The organism is uncultured Nostoc sp., from assembly GCF_964245445.1.
Classification (GTDB): domain Bacteria; phylum Cyanobacteriota; class Cyanobacteriia; order Cyanobacteriales; family Nostocaceae; genus Nostoc.
Genome location: NZ_CAXTNE010000420.1, coordinates 1 through 4,734, shown reverse-complemented (window position 1 = coordinate 4,734; position 4,734 = coordinate 1). Strand labels below are relative to the sequence as shown.

The 4,734-nt window shown below is 41.6% G+C and carries 3 protein-coding genes; 2 read left to right on the top strand and 1 reads right to left on the bottom strand.

Going from position 1 to position 4,734, the window contains the following annotated elements; all coding sequences use genetic code 11:
* Positions 1-119: 119 nt before the first annotated feature.
* A complete protein-coding gene (locus tag ACFE90_RS36425; protein ID WP_375507110.1) occupies positions 120-1,634 on the bottom strand; it encodes a phenylacetate--CoA ligase family protein in 1,515 nt (504 codons plus the stop codon).
* Between the two features lie 335 nt (positions 1,635-1,969).
* Between ACFE90_RS36425 and ACFE90_RS36420 the strand changes: the two genes are divergently transcribed.
* Positions 1,970-3,670: a protein kinase gene (locus tag ACFE90_RS36420; RefSeq protein WP_375507109.1), complete on the top strand. Its 1,701-nt coding sequence runs from the start codon at positions 1,970-1,972 to the stop codon at positions 3,668-3,670.
* A 78-nt stretch (positions 3,671-3,748) separates the two neighbouring features.
* Positions 3,749-4,734: protein kinase (locus ACFE90_RS36415; protein ID WP_375507108.1), on the top strand; the 986-nt coding region annotated here is incomplete at its 3' end.

Sequence of the window (4,734 nt, the reverse complement as noted above, 5' to 3'; positions counted from 1 at the left end):
AGGGAGCAGGGGGAGGAAAAGTCGTTGTGATTCCAAAAATTGGATAATTTATTTTTTGGAGTTCCCTTATATCAGGCTGATTATTAAACGCTTTTTGGAGATGAAAGCGAAACCAAACTCTATTGACGGGTATAACGATGTTTCACCCCAATCGGGAAATATTCAAAATCACCCATTGGCGCTAATGTAACTTGTGGTGTTTGATATTCTAAGGGAACATAATTAGCAAACTCGCTATTGAGGCGTAACAATTGTGAAAGAATCGAAGATGCGATCGCTTCTCTTTGAGCTTCATTACCCTCTACCCCTACTGCTAATTCTACAACTACAGATAAAAATCGGTTTTTGTCAGCATCTTCCTTTACCTGCAATACAAATTTACCTGTCACCCATTCTTGAATTACTGGTTGTTCTAATCCCACCGTTACATTTTCAGGATAGATATTTGCCCCAAAGTAGGAAACTGTAAAGTTAGAACGCCCGAAGACATAAACAAAAGGTAGCTGATGAATACCTCTAGGTGAGTTTTGAGCTTCAGAACGGAAATTTTCGAGTGGGTTAAATCCCCATTCTGCTAAGAATTGCAGCATGGCATCATAACTAATTATTCCGCCAGTATCCAAGATGTCATAACGTACTAAAGGAATACCGTTATCTCCGGAAAACAGCAATCCGCCATCTTGAACTTCAAAAAAGCGAGTGAAAGGATCGTATTGTACTAGCGTGGGTAAACGCGATTCCCCAAATAAAGCTTTCGCTGCATCAGGATTTTCTGCCAAAAAACGGCGAATGCAGATACTTAATGGTGTTTCATTACCCAAAACTCCGGCATCCGCAGTGCCATAGAGTGATGCAAAATCATAGCAAGGATTTTGTGAACCAACTCTTTCGCCAACTAAACTGCGCCATTCTTCACTAAATACTTCTCCTGCCATCACTAATTTAATCTGATATTGCTGCCACTCCACATCACGAGCGATACCAGTATCAATCACATCTTTTAAAAATGGCGGGTATCCCAATAACACCACTTGTTCAAAAGCTGAACCTAATTCTTGGACAACTCGCAAGATTTCTTCTTTGTTGTTACCAGGGGTAATTACAGTGATAGGATAACCTTTGCTAGCAAGATAACGACAGCAATTGTTGGTGAACATTCCACCTACCCAAGTGCCTAAAGTGAAACAAATCACTGCTAGGGTACGTCTGGTATCTGTATAGAAACTATCGTGAAAAATCTGTTCAAAGCGTGTGGCGATTTGGAGTTCATCTGTGAAAAAACGAGGCCAAAATGTCGGTTTACCACTGGAACCGGAAGACGCAGCTATCATATCGCACGCTTGGAGTTGCCCGTTGCGGCACAAGTCAGCCAAAGGATAGCGCAGTATATAATTTTGTTTAGCGATCGCTGGTAGTTTTTGAAACTCCTCTAAGGTTTGAATAGTCGCGGGATTAATTTCCCTTTCTGCTAAAAAAGCCTTGTAGGCAGGTACATTAGCCGCTACATCGTGAAATAAACTCAAAGCTGCCGAAGTTTGAGTGTTGAGATGCCGTTGCAGTATCGTTTCTAGGGGGGTAGACAAAAAATCTTCAAATGCTTTAATTACTTGCTGCTGTCTTGATTTCTGGTTCATGACGCTTGTTGTTTATCCTAAAGTAGAACCAACACCGTTACTTGCTGCCAGTATTTTAGCTGTTATCTAATACCCCAAAAACCCCAGTGATTCTTAGCAACACGGATTTAATATATAGCAATCCGATTTGATTCCTGAATTACTCGTAGAGACTGGGGACTCTTTACTGGGAACTGGGGACTGGGAAGAAGGAATAAAGGTGTACTGAGTTTTTTTCACGCAATCAAATATGAGTCCTATAGGAATACCCAGCCCCTAACATTTCCTAAAATATCCGAAAATGAGAGTATGCGCTTGTAGTCATTCAATAAAACCTTAGTTTATCCTTGGGCACCATGCAGCTCTATTGCAGTAAACAACACACAAATAATGGTAGTAACCGCTTTTGTACCCATTGTGGTGAACCATTACCTCTTGCTGTGGGACAAATGGTGGATAATCGCTATCAAATTATCCGTCATTTAGGGCAGGGTGGCTTTGGACGCACCTATTTGGCAGAGGATAGAACTAAATCCCATCAAACCTGTGTGCTGAAGGAATTTGCACCTCAAGTAGAAGAAAAGCAAGATTTACAAAAAGCTAAAGAGTTATTTGAACGAGAAGCAAATGTCCTCAAAACACTCCAGCATCCACAAATTCCCCGTTTTCACGCCTCGCTACAAGTGAAGATAGGCACTAAAGATTTTTTCTTTCTAGTGCAAGATTATGTGGATGGTGATAATTATTACCAATTATTAGAACAGCGTGAAACTCAAGGAAAGACTTTCAATGAAGAGGAAATAATTACCTTACTGCAACAGATTTTACCCGTGTTATCCTACATCCACTCACGAGATGTAATTCACCGTGATATCTCTCCTGATAATCTAATTTGGCGGCGTTCTGATAATCTGCCAGTGCTGATTGATTTTGGTGGTGTCAAGCAATTGCCAGCTTCTCAAGGTTTTTGGCGGACTAAGCTAGCTGAAAATAACACTTTGCTGGGTAAAAAGGGTTACGCTCCAGAAGAACAGTTACGGCAGGGAAAAGCATTTTTTAGCAGTGATTTATACTCTTTAGCGGTGACATCACTGGTGCTGCTCACAGGGAAAGAGCCACAAAAATTATACGACAGCTACCAGGGAATTTGGGGATGGGGAAAGGAAATTCGAGTTAGTCCGCAACTGGAAGCGGTGTTAAAAAAGATGCTGGCTTATAAACCGAGTGATCGCTATCAACGAGCCGAGCAAATCCTCAAAGATTTACCATCGCCAACTGCAACTAAATCCGCAGGTAATTATATTACTACCAAGATCAAGACGATGGTAGTTGCTCCGGGAAGACAACACGCCAGTGCTGTTGTGAGTAGATTCCAGAATAAAACGCAAGCGATAGCGAAACCGATATCTTGGCCTGTTTGGATTCGTCCTTTTGTGATGAGTTTAGGGGGAACAGCTTTAATTGTTTTAACTGGTGCAGGTACTTTAGCGGTGGTAAATGCAGTGATTCGGAGCGTAACTTCAATTACTATCCCATCAATCTCATTACCGCAAATTCCACAATTTCCAAATCCAATCGGTAAACCAGTCAGCGACAAAGGAAAAAATCGCAATCTTCAGGAAATTATCAGTCGTCGTCAACAGCTAGAAATTACTGAAGGATTTTTTACTCCCTTCGTAGATGATTTATTTTATACAAAAAAACCAGAATTAAACAGACGTAGCCTAACATCTAAATCTGAAGATGCTGGTTTACGAGATGAATGGTCTGGTATTGCTGACGATTTATTGAATAAACTAGAACAGGCTGACCTCAGTACAGCATCTCGTCGGAAATTGGGTAAATATAGTCAAAAAGATTATGCAATATGGAGACGACTTGCGCGATCAGGGCAGTTTCGGAACTATACAATTGATCAGCTGACCAAAGATACAAATGAAAAATTTGATCGGTTGTTTCCCGATCAGGATCGTGGGAAACTCAATCAACAGACTTTCGGTCAAATTTGGTATGCGATCGCAGCCGATCAAGTCAGTAAAGTACAATCTGGCAAGTAAAGGGATTGGGGACTGGGGACTAGGGACTGGGGAAGAGTCACTAATAACAAATGACAAATAACAAATGACAAATAACAAATGACTAAAATATATTGTTCTCAAGGACATGAAAATTCCCCAGGTAGTCGCTTTTGTCTCCAGTGTGGTGAAAAATTGTTGGATACGCCCATGAGTTATAGTATCCAACCGGGACTAACTTTAAGCGATCGCTATGTGATTGTACGTCAAATTGGCCAAGGTGGTTTCGGACGCACTTATTTAGCTGAAGATGTCAATCGTTTCCGCGAACTTTGTGTTTTAAAAGAATTTTCCCCCCAAGTTCAAACCGCCTACGTTGTCCAAAAAGCTGAAGAACTGTTTGAGAGAGAAGCCAGTGTTCTCTATAAACTGCAACATCCCCAAATTCCTCGCTTCCGGGAACTGCTTCGCATGAACTTAGGGGGGAAAGAATATCTGTTTTTGGTGCAAGATTATGTAGAAGGGGAAACTTACAATTCTTTGTTAAATACCCGGCTACAACAGGGTTTGCGCTTTACAGAAGCGGAAGTACGCCAATTGTTGCTTTCAATTTTGCCAGTATTGGAGTATATCCACTCTATAGGCGTTATTCATCGAGATATATCTCCAGATAACTTAATACTTCGCACTGTTGACAAACTGCCAGTGTTAATTGATTTTGGCGGTGTCAAACAAGTAGTAGCAACTGTTGCTTCCCAATATTACCAACCCGGTATGGTTGCATCTTCCCCATCACCAACCCTATTGGGTAAGGTAGGATTTGCACCCCCAGAACAGATGCAAACTGGGTTAGTATCTCCCCACAGCGACTTGTATGCTTTGGCCGCAACAATGTTGGTTTTACTGACAGGGAAACAACCCCAAGAATTAATTGATACCTACAATCTGACCTGGCAGTGGCGACGGGAAGTAAGCCTGAGTCCAATTTTGGGACAGGTATTAGATAAAATGTTATCTGCCAGACCAAGCGATCGCTATCAATCAGCTCATCAAGTACTCCAAGCTATCAACCCGCCCCCAGCTAACTTTCCCCCAACTCAATACCC